The sequence below is a fragment of the Sphingomonas sp. GC_Shp_3 genome, assembly GCF_026540945.1.
Lineage (GTDB): Bacteria > Pseudomonadota > Alphaproteobacteria > Sphingomonadales > Sphingomonadaceae > Sphingomonas.
Genome location: NZ_JALNUT010000014.1, coordinates 52,200 through 70,516, shown reverse-complemented (window position 1 = coordinate 70,516; position 18,317 = coordinate 52,200). Strand labels below are relative to the sequence as shown.

The window sequence follows — 18,317 nt, the reverse complement described above, 5'->3', positions numbered from 1 at the left end:
TCCAACATTCCGAACTTTTTCCGTTCCCTGCCCACGGACCAGAGCTAAACGTTTGCTCGACCACAACTCCGCCCCGGGACATGTCCGCCACCTGAGGGCGCGCTACTCCTGCTGTTCAGCCTTTGGTTCGGACGGGGACGTCAGAAGTTCCAGGCGCTGCGCGACGGTGCCGATATCGATGTTCTCTTCCCGCAGCCGACGCAGCACGGCTTTAAACACGTTGCTTCGCGCCCCGTAGGAAGCGCGCGGCCCACTCACATGGGCGAAGCTGTTGAATACGATGCGCCCGTCGACGATTGAGTCGATGAAGATCGAGGGCGGCGGCGCAGAGAGGATCGCTTCCTCCTCGGTGTAAGCTTCCAGTACGATTCGCTCGACGGCGTCGACATCCGTACCGAGCGGCACCGAAAACTGGATCTGCACGCGCCCGAGCGGGCCGGTGAGCGTCTTGTTGAGGACCGACTTGGTAATAAGCTCGGAATTCGGCACGATCAGTGTCGAATGGTCGCCAAGCTCAATCGCCGTGGATCGCACACTGATTCGCTTCACATCGCCTTCGTCAGTTCCAACACGCACAAGATCGCCGATCTTGATCGGGCGTTCAGCAAGCAGGATCAGGCCGGAGACGAAGTTCTGCGTGATCGCTTGAAGGCCAAAACCGATACCAACGGACAGCGCCGAGAGCAGCAAGGCGATACGCTCGACGCCGATCCCTAGCGATGAAAGCGCCCACAGTACGGCCAGCGCGACACCGAGATAGCGGATCACAAGGCTGACCGAGTTACGGCTAGATCCGTCAAGGTCGGTCGCGGGCAGGTAGCGGTTCTCCAGCCAGCCCATCAGACCACGCACCAGGGCAAGCCCGACGAACAGCACCACGACGCCGCGCAGGATCACGCCAGGCGAGATCGCCACCCCGCCGATCTCCAGCCCTTGCGTAAGCGTGCCGAGCCGACCGAACAGCGTCCCGATGCCGCCGCCTGTTCCAAACGGCGACAGCAACAGCCCGAGTGCGACGACAACCAGTGCGAGTCGCAGAAAGCCGGACAACAGGATGCCGAACTGCTCTACCACGCTGCCGCGCACCCCGAAGGCACGGGTGAAGGTCAGGCCCACCCGACTGCTGCGCACGAACACAGTTGTCGAGAAATCGTCGACGGCCTTCGTCATGAGGTACAACGCGCAGCCCAACACCGCCGTCCATCCCAGAAAGCGACCGACGAATACGCTGAAACCGACATAACCGAGCACCAGCGCGATCAAGGCGCCCGCTACCGCCACCCATAGGATCAGCATCGCCGCGCCCAGCGTCGCACTCACCGACAGACTGTTCGCATCTTCCTGATCGACCCGCTGCCCACGCAACCGCCCAAGCGAGAGCAACAAAGCGCCGACCAGCAGAAGGTGGAGCATGGCACTGACCGCTTCGGTCAACACGATCGCGGCACCGCTGGCGCCGATCGCGGTGTTGAAAGCATCCACGACGATGCTCACGCCAGCCAGCCCGGCGAGCAGCAGCGACAGCGGGCGCAGACGCCGCGCGGTTTCGTCGTCGATCGGCGCGATTCGCCACGAGGACTGGCTGCGCATCAGCACCGCGCCGGTCACGGCCGCGCTGAAGCCCGCATATCCGCCCGCCACCACCAATGCGTCGAGCAGACTGCTCCAGCGGCTCGGCAGCAACCCGGCCCAGCGCATGCCCTGCACCACCGCCACCGCCGCCAACAATGGCGACAACGTACCGGTCGCGACCCGCCACAGTGCGTTCGCAGACCGGCGCAGACGGTGGCCGGGTGCGTCTTCAATCAGGTACGATTGGCCTGCGCGGCGGGTCGCACGACGCAGCGGGAACAGGATCGTGATCGCGAGCGCCAGACCGACAAACGCCTGCCACGGCCACCCACCACGCCATTGCGCGCGGATCTGCGTGCCGCCCTGCGACAGGAACAGACTGGTGCGCCGGACATCGCGCGGCACCGCCGCGATGACGTTGGCCCAGAAGGACGGGGTAAGCGGCGAATCGACGCGGGTGGCGAGCGTCTGGCCGAACTGTTCGGCCTGGCTGCGGTCGATCTCGTCGAGCAGTTGCTGCGCCTCGACATCGGCAAGCTTGGCACGGCGCATCGCGACGTCGATGGTGCGCTGCTGCCGCGTCAGACTGGCCCGCTGGTTGTGCAGCTCCGGCGCTTCACCACCGCCCGACGGGGCGCCACCGAGCTCGGTCAACCGCGCCTGCACCAGAGTCAGTTGATCCTCCAGCGCACCGGCGGCATCGCGCGCGCTTTGCTGCGATTTCATCGCGCTCGTGCGCAGATCCTTGCGCTTCTCATCATCGACGCGGGTATCCAGAGCCCGGTCGACTGCACCGAGATCGTGTTCGGCCTGGCCGATCTGCGCGACGGTCGCGGCGACCGGCGGCGTTTGCGCCGACGCGGGCACGCCGATCAGGATCAGCGACAGCGCGCACAGCAGCCACCGTGTCGTCACGCGTACAGGTCGTCGCAACCGCGCCTCCTTGCCACCCGAACCAGAGCAGCGGCTCCGGACAGGAGCCAGGAAATATACTGCCAAAAAGATGTGGATGCTCCGTATCAAACCGCCCCTGCCGACTCAACGTGTGCGGGCCGCTGCATCCAACCCCGCCGTCGAAGCGGCGGGCCCGCCTGGCGTGCTAAAGTTTCAAGCCGCGATCGCCGCTTAGCCCGTGTGCTTCTCGGATGCGCGCAGCCGCGCAACCTCCGATCGTATCGTCGTGGCTATCGTCGTCGGTGTCAGGTCATGGCGCGCACTGCCGGGAAACAGCACGGTCGTGACGTCGCCGCCGATACTTTCCATCGGATCGACGACCTGCGTACACCGTCCCTTGCGGTCACGTGCGGCGCAGAGTTCACGCCCGAGCGCACGATGCAGCGCGAGCGATCCTTCGCCGAGCTTCTCGAAGGGGCCGGTGTCGGCGACGATCACGGGCACAGTGACGCCGTGATAAATCACGTACCCGAAATCACCGGTACGCACGCCGGTCAGGGCGGTAAACCTGCCCCGCACATCGCGCGGACCCGCCCATGGAATCACCACATAAGGCACCGCATCGGCGTCGACCGGCACCTCCCCGCCTTTACCGTCCGGAAGCATCAGCGAGGTCGGACATTGATCCATCGCGCCATGATTCGGGCTACAGGCGAACGGCGAGCCATCAAGGTCAACCGCGAGCTTCGACACATAGACGATCGCGCCATCCGCCCGTCGCCGCAGCATCGTTACCGCGTTGGGATCATTGCGACACCCGTGCACTGCGTGCCCGTAGAACGTATCGGTCCGATCGCACACGCCGAACTCGCGGCGATACGCTTCGTCGATCACCACACCCGCAGCAACGCCGGCAGAGCCCGTCACGGGCGCTCCGCAGACGGGCGTGATCGCACACGTGGCGAGGATCACCGCGAGAAGACCGGATTTCAAGATGCACAATCCTTCGGGAAACGATCACATGAGAACTGCCGTGCAAGCATATGGCTCCGCAACGCGAACGCACCACCGCGATGTTCAAGCGTTTGTTAACCATGACTTGCGACAAGAGCGGCAACACCCTCTTGATCGAGAAACCCATGCCGCAGCGCCGTCCTGTCCTTGCCGCCGCGCTGATCGTCCGAGACGAGGCGCGCTGCATCGCGCGTTGCCTCGACAGCGTTGCGCCGTGGGTCGATCGCATGGTTGTGCTGGACACAGGCTCAACCGACGACACCCCCGCCATCGCGCGCAGCGCGGGCGCGGAGGTGCATCACATGACATGGCCGGACAGTTTCGCGGTTGCCCGCAATCAGGCGCTTGCGCTCGCCGACGCCGACTTCAATCTCGTGCTTGACGCCGACGAGTGGCTCAACAGCGGTGGCGAACACCTTCGCGCGTGGTGCGCGAGTCCGCCCCGGCTTGGTCGCGTGTGTATCCATAGCGATGCCGAAGGAGCATCCACCACGCGCAATTGGATCACGCGCGTGCTGCCACGCGGCGCGCGCTATCAAGGCCGCGTGCATGAGCAGGTCGCCTCCGATCTGCCGCGCGCGCGGATCGACCTGCATCTTGGCCACGACGGCTATCTCGGCGCGCAGATCACCGGCAAGCATGGCCGCAACCACGCGTTGCTGCTCGGCGACCTCAGCGAACGCCCCAACGATCCCTACCTGCTTTACCAGCTTGGCAAGGATGCCGACATGCGCGCGGACAGAGCTGACGCCTGCACCCACTATGCGCTGGCGCTGGCGGTGACTCCCGCCGATGCCAATTGGCGGCACGAACTCGTCGTCTGCGCGATACAGGCTCTCTCCAGGGCGGGGCACTTGCAGGATGCGCTCGACTTCGCCGATGCCGAATTAGGCAATTGGGCGCAATCGCCCGACTTCTTCTTCGTGCTTGGCGATGTGCTGCTCGAGCAGGCAATTGCCGATCCCCGACAAGCGATCGATCAATGGCTACCGCTGGCGAGCAGTGCATGGGAGCGCTGCCTTGCGATTGGCGAGCGGCCAGCACTGGAAGGCAGCGTCGCCGGGCGCGGCAGCCACCTTGCCGCGCATAATCTGGGTGTCGTGCGCGCACAGCTGGCGGTGCTGGGATGAGCGGAACGGACACCATCTTCGCCAAGGCGAAACGCGCCGAGCGGCGTGGCGATGTGGCGGAAGCGCGGCGCCTCCTCGGCGAGGTGCTGGCGCGCTACCCAGGCAACCGCAAGGCGGTCGAGGGGCTAGCCCGCCTCGCCCCCCCGGACAACGACAACGCCGTTCTGCAAGCCGGCGTAGCAGCGGTCTCGGCCAGCTATGCACGGGGCGACCACGCGCAGGCAGCCCGAGACGCCGAGGCGCTGATCGCGCGCTTCCCACACGTGACGGCGCTGCACGGGGTAGCCGGCGCCGCGTATCTTGGCGTCGGCGATGCCGCGCGTGCCGAGGCGGCGTTCCGCGCCGTGCTGGCAGCGCAACCTGACGATGCGGTCATTCACACCAATCTCGGGGTTGCGTTGCGGCGGCAGGGGCGGCTCGCGGAGGCCGAGGATTGCCATCGCCGCGCCTTCGCCCTTTGGCCCGAGTTGGTCGAGGCGCACTATAATTTCGCAAATCTGCTCGGTGCGCAGGGCCGCGACGATGAGGCGATAGCTGCCTACCACACCACCTTGGCACTGCGGCCCGATCATGCCGACGCGCTCTACAATCTCGGCAACCTGCTGCGTGAGCGGCGCGCGTTCGGCAAAGCGGTCGCCTTCTATTCGCGGGCACTGGCGGTGCGGCCGGATCATGCAGATACCCTGACCAATCTCGGCTATGCGCACCTTGAGATGGGCGATCGCGACGCTGCCGTCGCGGCTTTCCGGCAGGCGGTCGCGGTCACGCCGGACGTGGTGCCGTCGCTCGTCAACCTTGGCACCGCCCTTTCGCTGGCCGGGGCGCTGGAGGAGGCCCATGCCACCTTCACGCACGCACTGGCGCTGCACCCCGACGATACCGCCTTGCGCGCGCGGCGGTTGAGCCTCGACGCGCATCTGTGCGACTGGTCCGCGCGCGACACATTCGCCGCCCTGCCAATCGAACCTGCGTCTGGCGTCGAGCCGATCGCGCCGTTCACCGCACTGCCGTTCGAGAACGATCCCGCGCGGAGCCTGGCTAGAGCGCGCGTTTTCGCCGCAGCTCTGCCCCACGAAGCGGACACCGCTTTGACGCCACCGCTGCCGGGCGCCAAAATCCGGCTCGGGTATTTCTCCGCCGATTTTCACGATCACGCGACCATCCACCTGCTCGCCGGCCTGCTGCGCGAGCATGATCGGAGCCGCTTCGAGATTCACGCCTACAGTTTCGGTGCCGACACAGATGAAGGCCTGCGCCAGCACGTATCGACGTACCTTGACGGTTTCCATGATCTGCACGCGCTCACCGATGCACAGGCGGTCGCTCTGGCGCGCAGCCACGCGCTCGATATCGCGATTGACCTGAAGGGCCATACCCGCGACGCACGCTCCGGCCTGTTTGCGCGGCGGATGGCGCCGGTGCAGATCGGCTATCTCGGCTATCCCGGGTCAATCGGCGCGGGTTTCCTCGACTACATCATCGCCGATGCGACGGTGATCCCGCCCGACGACGAGGCGCATTATAGCGAGCGCGTCATCCGCCTGCCGGGCAGCTACCAGCCGAACGACGACCGTCGTCCGATCGGCCGACGCCCTGCGGACCGCACTGCGGTTGGCTTGCCGGCGGCCGGCTTCGTGTTCTGCTGCTTCAATCAGCACTGGAAGATTGGCCCGCGCGAATGGGCGATTTGGATGCGGCTGCTGTGCGCGGTTGAGGGCAGCGTGCTGTGGCTGATCCGCGGCAACGCCACTGCGGAGGCGAACCTGCGCAAGCAAGCGCAGGCGCGTGGCGTCGATCCCGAGCGACTGATCTTCGCCGACAAACTGCCGCATGCCGACCATCTCGCCCGTCACGCCCATGCGGACCTCTTCCTTGATACTTTCGCGGTCAACGCACACACCACCGCCAGCGATGCGTTATGGGGCGGCCTGCCTGTGCTCACCCTGATTGGCCGCCAGTTCGCCGCACGTGTCGCCGCGAGCCTGCTCAACGCGATTGATCTGCACGATCTGGTTGCGAAAACCGAGGCGGAGTATGAAGCGACCGCGCTCGACCTCGCCACGGATCCGGCGAAGCTGGCGACGATCAAGGCGCGGCTCGGTGCCAATCGGACCTGCACGCCGCTGTTCGACACGCCTCGCTACGCCCGTGCGATCGAGGCGGCGTTCGAGAGCGCGCACCGCCGCCGTCTTGACGGGCTGCTCCCCGCGCCCATCACGATAACGCAAATTTAAACATGCCTGTTTACCCCTCGGCAAGCATCCGGACCCGGCCAAGAAGGTAAAGCCGCCATGATTCCAAAGCGCATCCACGTCATCTGGATCGGTGACGACGCAAAGCGGCCGGACAATTGCATCGATACCTGGCGCGCCCTGCACCCGGATTGGGAGTTCCGACTGTGGGGCAATCAGGATTTCGCCGCCACCGAATGGATCAACCGCGCCCATATGGACGCAATGTGGACGCGCGAACTCAACGGCGTCGCCGACATGATGCGTTGGGAAATCCTCTACCGCCACGGCGGCGTGCTGGTCGATGCCGACAGCATCTGCATCCGTCCGCTCGACGACTTTCTCCTCGAATGCGCCGCGTTTGCAGCGTGGGAGAATGAAGTCGCGCGGCCAGGGCTGATCGCTGCGGGCTATTTCGGATGCGAAGCCGGAAATCCGTTTGTCGGCCAGATCATCAAGGACATCGCGGCCGAGACGACCGTCGTCGACCGCATGGCGTGGCAGAGCGTCGGTCCGCAGCGCCTGACCGACGCCTATCGCACGTACGGCTATATCCGCCTGCGCATCTATCCGAGCCATTATTTCATCCCGGAGCATTTCACCGGCATCACCTACGACGGCCTCGATCCCGTCTACGCGCACCAACTCTGGGGGTCGACGCGCGGCGCTTACGACGTGATCCACCAGCAGGCGCTCGCCCCTTTGGCTACGCCGGAACCGGCCCCCGACGCGCAGCCGGTCGCCCCGGCGGCGGTGCAGGACCCGGATTTGCAGCAGGGCCTGTTCCACCGGGTCTGGTTCGGAGACAAGCCGATCCCGCCGCAATACGAGGCCTATTGGGCGGCATGGCAGCGGCAGTTCCCGCAGGCGCGCTTTATCACCTGGACCGACGCCGACGTGGCAACACTGACCATTTCGCGCGAGAAGATCGAGACTATTTCCGTTTTCGCGATGCGCGCCGATATCGCGCGCTACGAGATCCTTTATCGCTTTGGTGGCATTTACCTTGATTGCGACATCATGCCGTATCAGCATTTTGACCCCGCCGAGATGTCGCGCATACTGACCGTTTGCAATGAGGACGCCTCGACGGATTACTGCACAAACAGCTTCATCAGCGCGCCGAAGGGCCACGCGATCTTCCGCGAACTGCTCGACCATATCATGACGCATGACCTTGATGAGACGCGCACCAACGTCTCGACCGGACCATGGCTGTTTGGCGCATTCCTGAAACGGCATGCGCACCGCCGGCTCGGAACCGAGGCGTTCTACCCCTACCTCTACGACCAGCCGCTGTCGGCAGTGCGCCGACGCACGCTGGGAAACAGCTTCGGCATCCACGTCTGGGGTGGCTCCTGGCTTCCCGCGCAGGCGCGCAAGGACAAGGCGATGGATCTGCTCGGCAAGGGTGATTTGCAAGAACCCGCCACGATCCTCGCCGGGTATGATGATGAATGGTCGCAGGATGTCGGCCTGCTGATCGCCGGAATGCGCGAGATCCGCACCAGCAGCGTCGCCACCGCGGCAGTGCTGCATCAAGATATGTCGATCGATGCGGAAGACCGGATCGCGTTTGAATTCGGCAAGATCGTCGCCTGGCTGCTCGACCGTGATGGCGATCGGATGGTATGGCAGATCGGCGCGGCCGACGGCATGCTGGTCGACCCGCTACGGCCGGTGATGATCAACTACGATCCGCCGGCGGTGTTGCTGGAGCCGAATCCTTACATGTTCTCGGCGCTGGAGCGCGGATATCGCAACAACCGCAACGCGCTGCTGCTGCCCTTCGCATATGGAACCGAACCGGGCGAACTCATACTGAACGCCATCAATCCGACGCGGGTGGCGGAACTGGACCTGCCGCGCTGGGTGATCGGCCTGTCCTCCATCTACGACGACAAGAATGCGATCGGCGGCAAGACGGTCGATGAAGCAATGAAGTCGCGAATCCAGTCCTGCATCGACAAGATCGCAGTGCCGGTCGTCACCTATCAAGACGTACTGGCCAAAACCGGCGGACGCGCGGCGGACATCCTCGTCGTCGATGCCGAGGGCATGGATAAGGCGATCATCCTCGACATCCTTGATTACGGCGCGCTGCCGATGGTCATCCACTTCGAGATTCAGTGCCTCGAACCCGACGAACAGCGCGCGCTGCTGGCGGCGCTGGAGGTGGACTATGTGGTGCTGCGCTTCGGTAACGACATGACCGCCTATCGCGCCGATGTGATCGAGGATTACGCGCGGACGCTGTATATCGAGCATGGCATGCCGACGATCTACAGTATGGGCCTGAAGATGCTGAACGGGCTCTAACCGGCGTCTGGTCGTAGCGGCGATACGCCGCGACTAGAGTGCGCGGGCTACTGCGACAAACGGGTGGCGAGCAGATCGGAATGGATGTTCGGCAGGCTCGTGGATCGACGGTTGCATCGGCATCGTATCGACCGGCAGGCCAGCTATAGCGCAGACAGGTTCGATCCCCATCTCGATCCGGGCCACCACTCCCGCAAATCGACGCGGCGCCACAGCGAAGCGGTCAATCCGAAGAGAACGCCAGATTACAGAACGATCCAGCAGGGTAGCAGATGCTCTCCGGGGGTCGTTCCTTGAACGATCCCCGAGAGACTGCAAGCACATGAGAAGTGCTGGTGCCCAGAAGAGGACTCGAACCTCCACGACCTTGCGATCGCCAGCACCTGAAGCTGGTGCGTCTACCAATTCCGCCATCTGGGCACGGGGTAGGGGCGGGCCTTTAGGGCGGGTCGCGCGGCCTTGTCAACAGCCCTGTTGCTGGGGCAAGGGCTTTTGCGTGATTTGAAGCGGCATCGGTACGCTTCGCGGGCTCAGCATGAGGGATCTACGGGCATGAAGAACAAGCTGGTGACGGTGATCGGCGGCGGCGGCTTTCTCGGCCGCTATGTCGCGCAGGCGCTGCTGAAGCGCGAGGTCCGCCTGCGGGTGGCGCAGCGCGATCCGCGCGCGGCGTGGTTCCTCAAACCGCTCGGCACGTTCGGCAACGTCCAGTTCGTCGGCGCCGATGTGACCAAGCCCGAGACGATCGCCCATGCGATTGCGGGCTCGGATGCGGTGGTCAACCTGGTCGGTATCCTGTCGGGCAATTTCTCCAAGGTGCATGTCGAGGGCGCGCGCGTCGTCGCGGAAGCGGCACGCGCGGCCGGGGTGCAGACGCTCGTCCATGTCTCGGCGATCGGTGCGGACGCCAACAGCGACTCGGCCTATGGCCGCAGCAAGGGCGAAGGCGAGGCCGCAGTGCGAGCGGCGTTCCCGCAAGCGACGATCCTGCGCCCCTCGGTCGTGTTCGGGCGCGAGGATGCATTCCTCAACCGCTTCGCATCGATGATCGCGAGCACGCGGTTCGTGCCGGTGTTGCGCGCGCAGACCCGCTTCCAGCCGGTGTTCGTCGGCGATGTCGCGGACGCGGTCGCTGTTGCGATTGCCGATCCCGAACTGGCGGCAGGCAAGACCATCGAATTGGGCGGCCCCGACGTAATGACGATGGGTGCGCTGATGCGGTGGATCGCACTCGCGATCGGCCGCAAGCCGACCTTCCTCGAACTGCCCGATGCGATCGGCAGCCTGATCGCGATGGGCGGTGCGTTGCCCGGTGCGCCGATCACGCAGGATCAATGGAAGATGCTCCAGCACGACAATGTCGTCAGCTCAGGCGCGGCCGGCTTCGCTGATCTCGGAATATCCCCGACCCCGCTCGCGTCGGTCGCGCCGACCTGGCTGGTCAGCTATCGCCGCAACGGGAGGTTCGGCGCGCGCGCTGCCGCCTGAACGGCGGAGCATCGCGACGGCATAGGAACGGCGGCGCGATCTCGCGCCGTCCGGAAGGGGGACTTGCGTGACCGATCTGTTGACCATCATCCTGCTCGGCATCGTCGAGGGCGTGACCGAGTTCCTGCCGGTCTCCTCGACCGGGCATCTCATCCTCGCCTCCGCCCTGCTTGGCTATGACGCCGCCTATTGGGAGGTGTTCAACATCGTCATCCAGCTCGGCGCGATTCTGGCGATCGTGGTACTGTATTGGCGGACGTTCTGGGCGGTGTTGTCCGGGCTGCTGCGCGGCGACGCGCTGTCGATCCGGTTCGTGCGCAACCTGCTCGTCGCGTTCCTGCCGGCGGCGGTAATCGGGCTGGCGCTCCACAAGCAGATCGAGGCACTGCTCGGATCGCCGCTGACAGTGTGCGTCGCGCTGATCGTCGGCGGCTTCGCGATCCTGTTCATCGAACGGACGGTAAAGGAAGGCGATATTGCCGGCGTCGCCAACATTCCGCTGCCCAAGGTGGTCGGGATCGGCTTCATCCAGTGCCTGGCGATGATCCCGGGCGTGAGCCGTTCGGGAGCGACGATCCTCGGTGCGCTGACGCTTGGGGTCGAGCGGCGGACCGCGGCGGAGTTCAGCTTCTTCCTCGCCATCCCCACCATGCTGGGGGCAACCGCGCTGGAGCTGTTCAAGAACCGGCATGAGCTGGCGAGCGGCGGCGGGGTTGGGTTCGGCGCGATCGCGATCGGCTTCGTGGTCGCCTTCATTGTCGCGCTGCTGGTGGTGCGGTGGTTCATTGGAATCGTCGGCAAGCGCGGTTTTGCGCCATTCGCCTGGTATCGCATTGTCGCTGGCGGTGCTGCGCTGATCTGGCTCTTAGCAAGGTAATACCGCATCGGACCTATCAGGATGGATCTTTTCGGAGATCGCTTCCGAGCGCTGACATCATCCAAATAATTATGTAAGCTGTGCTTACCTAAATACATTAAATTGCGTGACAGACGCGATAAGCGGCTGTAGTGAAGCGTCTGCAGCAAGGCAGGCGACTATGGCGAACGAGCATCTCTTAAAATTTGTCGACCGGGTGCAAAGCTATCCGGACAAACGTGCGGCTGACGTCCGTGCGGAGGATTTCCGAGAAATTGCCGATCGCTACGCGACCCCGACGGCGGAGGATCAGGCCGGGCGCTGCTCGCAATGTGGCGTGCCGTACTGCTCGGTACACTGTCCGCTGCACAACCATATCCCCGACTGGCTGCGCCTCACCGCCGAAGGCCGCCTCCGCGAGGCGTACGAGCTGTCCAATGCGACTTCGACGATGCCGGAGATCTGCGGTCGGATCTGCCCGCAGGACCGGTTGTGCGAAGGCAATTGCGTGATCGAATTCTCCGGTCACGGCGCGGTGACGATCGGTTCGGTCGAGAAGTTCATCACCGATACTGCCTGGGAAGAGGGTTGGGTCGAGCCGCTCGTCCCCGGTCGTCCGCGCGGGCAATCGGTCGCGGTGATCGGCGCGGGTCCGGCCGGCCTGTCGGCGGCGGACTATCTGCGCACGCTCGGGTACGAGGTGCATGTCTACGATCGCTATGATCGTTCCGGTGGGCTGCTCACTTATGGCATCCCCGGCTTCAAGCTGGAGAAGTACGTCGTCACGCGTCGCGTCGAGCGGCTCGCGGCGGGCGGCATCATCTTCCACAACGGGTTTGAGATCGGCCGTGACGCCAGCCTCGACGAGCTGCGCCAACGCCATGACGCGGTGTTGATCGCCACCGGCGTGTACAAGCCGCGCGCGATCAAGGCGTCCGGGGTGGACAGCGACGGCGTGGTCGATGCGCTCGACTATCTCACCGCCTCCAACCGCAAGGGCTTTGGCGATGCCGTGCCTGCGTTCGACGACGGCAGCCTTGATGCGGAGGGCAAGCATGTCGTCGTCATCGGTGGCGGCGATACCGCGATGGACTGCGTGCGCACCGCCGTCCGCCAGAACGCCGCCAGCGTGAAGTGCCTCTACCGCCGCGACCGCGCCAACATGCCCGGATCGCAGCGCGAAGTCGCCAATGCCGAGGAGGAAGGCGTCGAGTTCGTTTGGCTGACCGCACCCGAGGCGTTCCTGGCGGACGGCAAGGTGTCGGCGGTCAAGGCGAGCCGGATGCGGCTCGGCGCACCCGATGCGAGCGGCCGGCGCGCGCCCGAGGTCGATCCCGCCGGCGGCTACGACGTGCCCGCCGATCTCGTCATCAAGGCGCTGGGCTTCGATCCGGAGGATCTGCCCGGCCTGTTCGGCGCGCCCGAACTCGGCGTGACGCGCTGGGGAACGGTGCTGGTCGACAACAAGACGCTGATGACCTCGCTCGACGGCGTGTTCGCGGCCGGCGACATCGTACGCGGTGCATCGCTGGTGGTGTGGGCGATCCGCGACGGTCGCGACGTGGCGGCGACGATGCACGGCTACCTCAAGGCGAAGGCGGGCGCAGGAAAGGTCGCGGCATGATTGCGCGGGTTCTGATCGCTGTGTCGCTGGCCTCCCCCGCAATCGCGCAGACCCCGGTTTCGCGGCCGACACCGACACGCCCCTCCGCCACCCGTCTCGACGGCGTGATGACACCGGACCAGCATACGGCTTCACCGCTGGCGTCGCGTCCGGCGCAAGCTCAGCCGGCGGTGCAGTCCCCTGCCCCCCTCGACATGGACGCGCGTCGCGCCGCCGCCGCGCGGCTGCTCGTCGCCAGCCGCTTTCGCGAACGCCAGGCGGTGACGATTCAAGAAGGTCTGCGCGCCGCCGAACTCGAAGTCGCGGACGAATGCCTCCAGCGCGCGATCGACGGGCGCAACTTGCAGACGTGCCGCGCGATCGCCAACCCGAGCGAGGCGATGCGCGCACGGCTCGCCGAAAGCGTTTCGGCCATTCTGGACGAGGTGATCGCGGCCAGCCAGTCGGTCTACGCGCGGCGCTTCACCGTGGCGGAGATGGACGAGATCACGCGGTTCTTCCGCACGCCGGTCGGGCAGCGCTACGGCGATCTCTACCCGCAGATCATTTCCGACGTGCAGGGCCGCAAACGCGCCATCCTGCGCCGCTATTTGACCAAGGCCGCGGCCGAAACCGCCGACCAGAAGGCACCATCATGACCGACCAACGCGCTTATCTCGCCGAGCACGGCATGTATCGCCCCGAGTTCGAGGGTGATGCCTGCGGCGTCGGCCTCGTCGCCGCAACCGATGGCAAGCCGTCGCGCCGCGTCGTGCAATCCGCGATCGATGCGCTGAAGGCGGTGTGGCATCGCGGCGCAGTCGATGCCGACGGCAAGACCGGCGACGGTGCCGGCCTGCATGTCGATCTGCCGATCAAGTTCTTCGACGATGCCGTCACCGCGTCGGGCCACCGCATGATGCCCAACCGGCTAGCGGTCGGCATGATCTTCCTGCCGCGCACCGATCTCGGCGCGCAGGAGGCGTGCCGCACGATCGTGGAAAGCGCGATCATCGAGCAGGGCTATACGATCTACGGCTGGCGGCAGGTGCCGGTCGACGTGTCGGTGATCGGCCAGAAGGCGCAGGCGACCCGCCCCGAGATCGAGCAGATCATGATCGCCGGGCCGATGCCGGACGAACAGAGCGCCGCCGAGTTCGAGAAGGATCTCTACCTCGTCCGCCGCCGTATCGAAAAGCGGGTGATCGCCGCGCAGATCAGCGGCTTCTACGTGTGCTCGCTGTCGTGCCGGTCGATCATCTACAAGGGGCTGTTCCTCGCCGAATCGCTGTCGGTGTTCTACCCGGACCTGACCGACCAGCGCTTTGAAAGCCGCGTGGCGATCTTCCACCAGCGCTATTCGACCAACACCTTCCCGCAATGGTGGCTGGCGCAGCCGTTCCGTTGCCTCGCGCACAATGGCGAGATCAACACGATTCGCGGCAACAAGAACTGGATGCTCAGCCACGAGATCAAGATGGCCGCCAACGCGTTCGGCGAGCATTCCGAGGATATCAAGCCGGTGATCCCGGCCGGCGCCTCCGACACCGCCGCGCTCGACGCGACGTTCGAGGCGATAGTGCGCTCGGGCCGCGATGCGCCCACCGCCAAGCTGATGCTGGTACCGGAAGCGTGGGGGCCGAAGGGCGAGATGCCCAGGAGCCACCTCGACATGTACAAATATTTCGCCAGCGTGATGGAGCCGTGGGACGGCCCTGCCGCGCTCGCCATGACCGATGGCCGCTGGGCGGTGGCGGGCGTCGATCGCAACGCGCTGCGCCCCTTGCGCTACACCCGCACCTCGGACGGTCTGCTGATCGTCGGTTCGGAAAGCGGCATGGTGGTGGTGCCCGAATCGACCGTGGTCGAGAAGGGGCGGATGGGTCCGGGCCAGATGATCGCGGTCGATCTCGATGAAGGTCGCGTGTTCAACGATCTCGCCATCAAGGACCAGATCGCCGGCGAGGCCGATTATGCGGCGATGATCGGCAATTTCATCGCGGTCGGCGATCTGCCGCCCGCGCCCGCCGATGCGACCATGCGGTTCGACCGCGCCGACCTCACCCGCCGCCAGGTCGCCGCCGGGCAGACGCTTGAGGATATGGAGCTGATCCTCGCGCCGATGGTGGAAGGCGGCAAGGAAGCGATCGGCTCGATGGGCGACGATACCCCGCTCGCGGTCATTTCGGACAAGCCGCGCCTGATCAGCCAGTTCTTCCGCCAGAACTTCAGCCAGGTCACCAATCCGCCGATCGACCCCTTGCGCGAACGCCACGTCATGTCGCTCAAGACGCGGTTCGGCAATCTCGCCAACATCCTCGATACCGAGGGTCGGCGCGACGGCGTGCTGGTGCTCGAATCGCCAGTGCTGACCGGGGTGGACTGGTCGCGGCTCAAGGCGCATTTCGGCCGGCAGGCGGCGGAGATCGACTGCACCTTTGCGACCGGTGGCGGCCCCGAGACGCTGCGCGCCGCGATCGCGCGCATCCGTACTGAGGCAGAACAGGCGGTGCGTGAGGGCAAGAGCGAACTGTTCCTCACCGACATCAACGTCGGAGAGGATCGTATCGCCATCGCCGGCGTGCTGGCGGCGGCTGCCGTGCACACCCACCTCGTCCGGCGCGGCCTGCGCTCCTACGCGAGCGTCAACATCCAGACCTCGGAGTGCCTCGACACGCATTATTACGCGGTGCTGATCGGCGTTGGCGCGACCACCGTGCACGCCTATCTCGCCGAAGCCGCGATCGTCGACCGCCACGCGCGCGGGCTGTTCGAGGGGCTGAGCCTCGACGAATGCCTCGCCAACCATCGCCATGCCATCGACGAGGGGCTGCTCAAGATCATGTCGAAGATGGGGATCGCGGTGATCTCCAGCTATCGCGGCGGCTATAATTTCGAGGCGGTCGGGCTGTCGCGCAGCCTGGTCAACGACTTCTTCCCCGGCATGCCCGCCAAGATTTCGGGCGAAGGCTATGCCTCGCTCCACCTCAATGCGAAGCTGCGCCATGATGCGGCGTTCGACTCGGCGGTGGCGACGCTGCCGATCGGCGGCTTCTACCGCCAGCGCCATACCGGCGAGACGCACGCTTACTCCGCGCAGTTGATGCACCTGCTGCAATCGGCGGTGGCGACCGACAGCTATTCGACCTATCTGCAATTCTCGCGCGGGGTAGAGGGACTGCCGCCGGTGTACCTGCGCGATCTGCTCCAGTTCAATTACCCGGACGAGGGTGTCGCGGTCGATCAGGTCGAGGCGATCACCGAAATTCGCAAGCGCTTCGTAACGCCGGGCATGTCGCTCGGCGCGCTCTCCCCGGAGGCGCACGAGACGTTGGCGATCGCCATGAACCGGATCGGCGCCAAGGCGGTGTCGGGCGAGGGCGGCGAGGACAAGCTGCGCTACACGCCCTATGCCAATGGCGACAACGCCAATTCCGGCGTCAAGCAGATCGCGAGCGGCCGGTTCGGCGTGACCGCGGAATATCTCAACGCCTGTGACGAGATCGAGATCAAGGTCGCGCAGGGTGCCAAGCCCGGCGAAGGCGGGCAGCTTCCCGGCTTCAAGGTGACCGAGTTCATCGCCAAGTTACGCCACGCGACTCCGGGCGTGACGCTGATCTCGCCGCCGCCGCACCACGACATCTATTCGATCGAGGATCTCGCGCAGCTCATCTACGATCTGAAGCAGATCAATCCGCGCGCGCGGGTGTGCGTGAAGCTCGTCTCTTCGGCCGGGATCGGCACGGTTGCGGCGGGCGTGGCCAAGGCGCATGCCGACGTCATCCTCGTCTCCGGCCATGTCGGCGGCACCGGCGCGTCGCCGCAAACCAGCATCAAATATGCCGGCACGCCGTGGGAGATGGGCCTCTCGGAAGTCAATCAGACGCTCACCCTCAACGGTCTGCGCGGGCGGATCAAGCTGCGTGCCGATGGCGGCCTCAAGACCGGGCGCGACATCGTCATCGCCGCGATCCTGGGTGCGGAAGAATTCGGCATCGGCACGCTATCGCTGGTGGCGATGGGCTGCATCATGGTGCGCCAGTGCCATTCGAACACCTGCCCGGTCGGCGTGTGCGTGCAGGACGAGCGCCTGCGTGCGAAGTTCACCGGCACGCCCGAAAAGGTCATCAACCTGATGACCTTCATCGCCGAGGAAGTCCGCGACATTCTCGCGCGGCTGGGCGTGAAAAGCCTCGACGAGGTGATCGGCCGTACCGAACTGCTCCGTCAGGTCAGCCGTGGCGCAGAACATCTCGACGATCTCGACCTCAACCCGATCCTAGCCAAGGTCGACGCGGACGATTTCGAGCGGCGCTTCAGCCTCAGCACCTTCCGCAACGACGTGCCGGACAGCCTCGATGCGCAGATCATCAAGGATGCCGCCGCCGTGTTCTCGCGCCGCGAGAAGATGCAGCTCACCTATTCGGTGCGCAACACGCACCGTGCGGTCGGCACCCGCCTGTCGAGCGAGATCACCCGCACCTACGGCATGGACGCCTTGGCGGACGGGCATGTCCATATCCGCCTGCGCGGCTCGGCGGGGCAGAGCCTCGGCGCGTTCCTGTGCAAGGGCATCACGCTCGAAGTGTTCGGCGATGCCAACGATTACGTCGGCAAGGGGCTGTCGGGCGGCATCATCGCGCTGCGCCCGGTGGTGTCCTCCCCGCTCAAATCGAACGAGAACACCATCATCGGCAACACCGTGCTGTACGGCGCGACCTCGGGCAAACTGTACGCGGCAGGCCAGGCGGGCGAGCGCTTCGCAGTGCGCAATTCCGGTGCGATTGTGGTGGTGGAAGGCTGCGGCGCCAATGGCTGCGAGTATATGACCGGCGGCATGGCGGTGGTGCTGGGTGCGGTCGGCACCAACTTCGGTGCTGGCATGACCGGCGGCATGGCGTTCGTCTACGATCCCGACGGCAGCTTCGAACGCCGCGCCAACCCGGAGAACATCACCTGGAACCGGCTCGCGTCCTCGCACTGGGAATCGGTGCTGCTCGGCCATGTCCGTGCACACCACGCCGCCACCGACAGCAAATGGTCGGGCGCGCTGCTCGACGATTGGGGCCGCGTGATCGAGCATTTCTGGCAGGTCGTGCCCAAGGAAATGCTCTCGCGCCTCGCCCAGCCGCTCGACGATCGCGAGAGCCTTGAGGCGGCGGAGTAGTTTAGAGCCTTCCGGTCCACATGCCGCCCCGCTACACGGGCGG

Annotated in this window: 10 protein-coding genes and 1 tRNA gene; 8 read left to right on the top strand and 3 right to left on the bottom strand. The window is 65.3% G+C overall.

What is annotated here, in order from left to right:
* Positions 1–102 precede the first annotated feature (102 nt).
* Positions 103–2,505, bottom strand: coding sequence for a DUF3772 domain-containing protein (locus OXR00_RS18300; RefSeq protein ID WP_267389655.1), 2,403 nt, complete (start codon positions 2,503–2,505; stop codon positions 103–105).
* Between the two features lie 192 nt (positions 2,506–2,697).
* Positions 2,698–3,459 carry a glycoside hydrolase family 75 protein gene (locus OXR00_RS18295; protein WP_267389654.1) on the bottom strand — a complete coding sequence of 254 codons (762 nt, stop codon included), beginning with the start codon at positions 3,457–3,459 and terminating at the stop codon, positions 2,698–2,700.
* A gap of 146 nt (positions 3,460–3,605) precedes the next feature.
* Between OXR00_RS18295 and OXR00_RS18290 the strand changes: the two genes are divergently transcribed.
* The 3 genes from OXR00_RS18290 to OXR00_RS18280 are packed head-to-tail and all read left to right on the top strand — an operon-like array spanning position 3,606 to position 9,160.
* Complete coding sequence (locus OXR00_RS18290) at positions 3,606–4,610, top strand: glycosyltransferase family 2 protein (RefSeq protein WP_267389653.1); 1,005 nt, start codon at positions 3,606–3,608, stop codon at positions 4,608–4,610.
* The gene (locus tag OXR00_RS18285) at positions 4,607–6,844 is read left to right on the top strand and encodes a tetratricopeptide repeat protein (RefSeq protein ID WP_267389652.1); all 2,238 of its coding nucleotides are present in this window, start codon (positions 4,607–4,609) and stop codon (positions 6,842–6,844) included. Before OXR00_RS18290 ends, OXR00_RS18285 begins: the two co-directional genes overlap by 4 nt.
* Positions 6,845–6,901: 57 nt before the next feature.
* Positions 6,902–9,160 carry a glycosyltransferase gene (locus OXR00_RS18280; protein WP_267389651.1) on the top strand — a complete coding sequence of 753 codons (2,259 nt, stop codon included), beginning with the start codon at positions 6,902–6,904 and terminating at the stop codon, positions 9,158–9,160.
* A gap of 333 nt (positions 9,161–9,493) precedes the next feature.
* Here OXR00_RS18280 and OXR00_RS18275 read toward each other — a convergent pair.
* Positions 9,494–9,580 (bottom strand) — tRNA-Leu (locus tag OXR00_RS18275).
* A gap of 132 nt (positions 9,581–9,712) precedes the next feature.
* Between OXR00_RS18275 and OXR00_RS18270 the strand changes: the two genes are divergently transcribed.
* The 5 genes from OXR00_RS18270 (at position 9,713) to gltB (ending at position 18,274) form a co-directional block, all read left to right on the top strand.
* Positions 9,713–10,648, top strand: a complete 936-nt coding sequence (locus OXR00_RS18270; protein WP_242153317.1) for a complex I NDUFA9 subunit family protein — start codon at positions 9,713–9,715, stop codon at positions 10,646–10,648.
* A 67-nt stretch (positions 10,649–10,715) separates the two neighbouring features.
* Positions 10,716–11,525 (top strand): undecaprenyl-diphosphate phosphatase, encoded by an 810-nt coding sequence (locus OXR00_RS18265; RefSeq protein WP_267389650.1) that lies wholly within the window; start codon positions 10,716–10,718, stop codon positions 11,523–11,525.
* A 160-nt stretch (positions 11,526–11,685) separates the two neighbouring features.
* A complete protein-coding gene (locus OXR00_RS18260; protein ID WP_267389649.1) occupies positions 11,686–13,128 on the top strand; it encodes an NAD(P)-dependent oxidoreductase in 1,443 nt (480 codons plus the stop codon).
* Positions 13,125–13,766 carry a DUF2059 domain-containing protein gene (locus OXR00_RS18255; protein WP_267389648.1) on the top strand — a complete coding sequence of 214 codons (642 nt, stop codon included), beginning with the start codon at positions 13,125–13,127 and terminating at the stop codon, positions 13,764–13,766. Before OXR00_RS18260 ends, OXR00_RS18255 begins: the two co-directional genes overlap by 4 nt.
* The gene (gene gltB, locus OXR00_RS18250; RefSeq protein WP_267389647.1) at positions 13,763–18,274 is read left to right on the top strand and encodes a glutamate synthase large subunit; all 4,512 of its coding nucleotides are present in this window, start codon (positions 13,763–13,765) and stop codon (positions 18,272–18,274) included. The genes OXR00_RS18255 and gltB overlap by 4 nt, the downstream gene beginning before the upstream one ends.
* The last annotated feature ends 43 nt before the right edge of the window (positions 18,275–18,317 follow it).

Bases quoted from the DNA above. Each gene is read 5' to 3' on its own strand.
- OXR00_RS18290 (WP_267389653.1), top strand. From the start codon at position 3,606: ATGCCGCAGCGCCGTCCTGTCCTTGCCGCCGCGCTGATCGTCCGAGAC.
- OXR00_RS18285 (WP_267389652.1), top strand. From the start codon at position 4,607: ATGAGCGGAACGGACACCATCTTCGCCAAGGCGAAACGCGCCGAGCGG.
- OXR00_RS18280 (WP_267389651.1), top strand. From the start codon at position 6,902: ATGATTCCAAAGCGCATCCACGTCATCTGGATCGGTGACGACGCAAAG.
- OXR00_RS18270 (WP_242153317.1), top strand. From the start codon at position 9,713: ATGAAGAACAAGCTGGTGACGGTGATCGGCGGCGGCGGCTTTCTCGGC.
- OXR00_RS18260 (WP_267389649.1), top strand. From the start codon at position 11,686: ATGGCGAACGAGCATCTCTTAAAATTTGTCGACCGGGTGCAAAGCTAT.
- OXR00_RS18255 (WP_267389648.1), top strand. From the start codon at position 13,125: ATGATTGCGCGGGTTCTGATCGCTGTGTCGCTGGCCTCCCCCGCAATC.
- gltB (WP_267389647.1), top strand. From the start codon at position 13,763: ATGACCGACCAACGCGCTTATCTCGCCGAGCACGGCATGTATCGCCCC.